General features: G+C 56.7%; 1 rRNA gene. It reads left to right on the forward strand.

The features are described 5' to 3' along the window. Positions 1 to 804: ribosomal RNA gene (locus tag RB160_RS23940) — 16S ribosomal RNA — on the forward strand; the annotation flags it as partial.

An 804-nucleotide genomic window follows, 5' to 3' on the forward strand; every position in this document is an offset into this window, starting at 1 on the left:
AACTTTAGCGGCGGACGGGTGAGTAACACGTGGGCAACCTGCCTGTAAGACTGGGATAACTTCGGGAAACCGGAGCTAATACCGGATAATCCTTTCCAACACATGTTGGGAAGCTGAAAGACGGTTTCGGCTGTCACTTACAGATGGGCCCGCGGCGCATTAGCTAGTTGGTGGGGTAATGGCCCACCAAGGCGACGATGCGTAGCCGACCTGAGAGGGTGATCGGCCACACTGGGACTGAGACACGGCCCAGACTCCTACGGGAGGCAGCAGTAGGGAATCTTCCGCAATGGACGAAAGTCTGACGGAGCAACGCCGCGTGAGCGAAGAAGGCCTTCGGGTCGTAAAGCTCTGTTGTCAGGGAAGAACAAGTACCGGAGTAACTGCCGGTACCTTGACGGTACCTGACCAGAAAGCCACGGCTAACTACGTGCCAGCAGCCGCGGTAATACGTAGGTGGCAAGCGTTGTCCGGAATTATTGGGCGTAAAGCGCGCGCAGGCGGCCTCTTAAGTCTGATGTGAAAGCCCACGGCTCAACCGTGGAGGGTCATTGGAAACTGGGGGGCTTGAGTGCAGAAGAGGAGAGCGGAATTCCACGTGTAGCGGTGAAATGCGTAGAGATGTGGAGGAACACCAGTGGCGAAGGCGGCTCTCTGGTCTGTAACTGACGCTGAGGCGCGAAAGCGTGGGGAGCGAACAGGATTAGATACCCTGGTAGTCCACGCCGTAAACGATGAGTGCTAAGTGTTAGAGGGTTTCCGCCCTTTAGTGCTGCAGCAAACGCATTAAGCACTCCGCCTGGG

This window comes from Neobacillus sp. YIM B06451 (assembly GCF_032667185.1).
In the GTDB taxonomy this organism is placed as follows: Bacteria; Bacillota; Bacilli; order Bacillales; family Cytobacillaceae; genus Bacillus_D.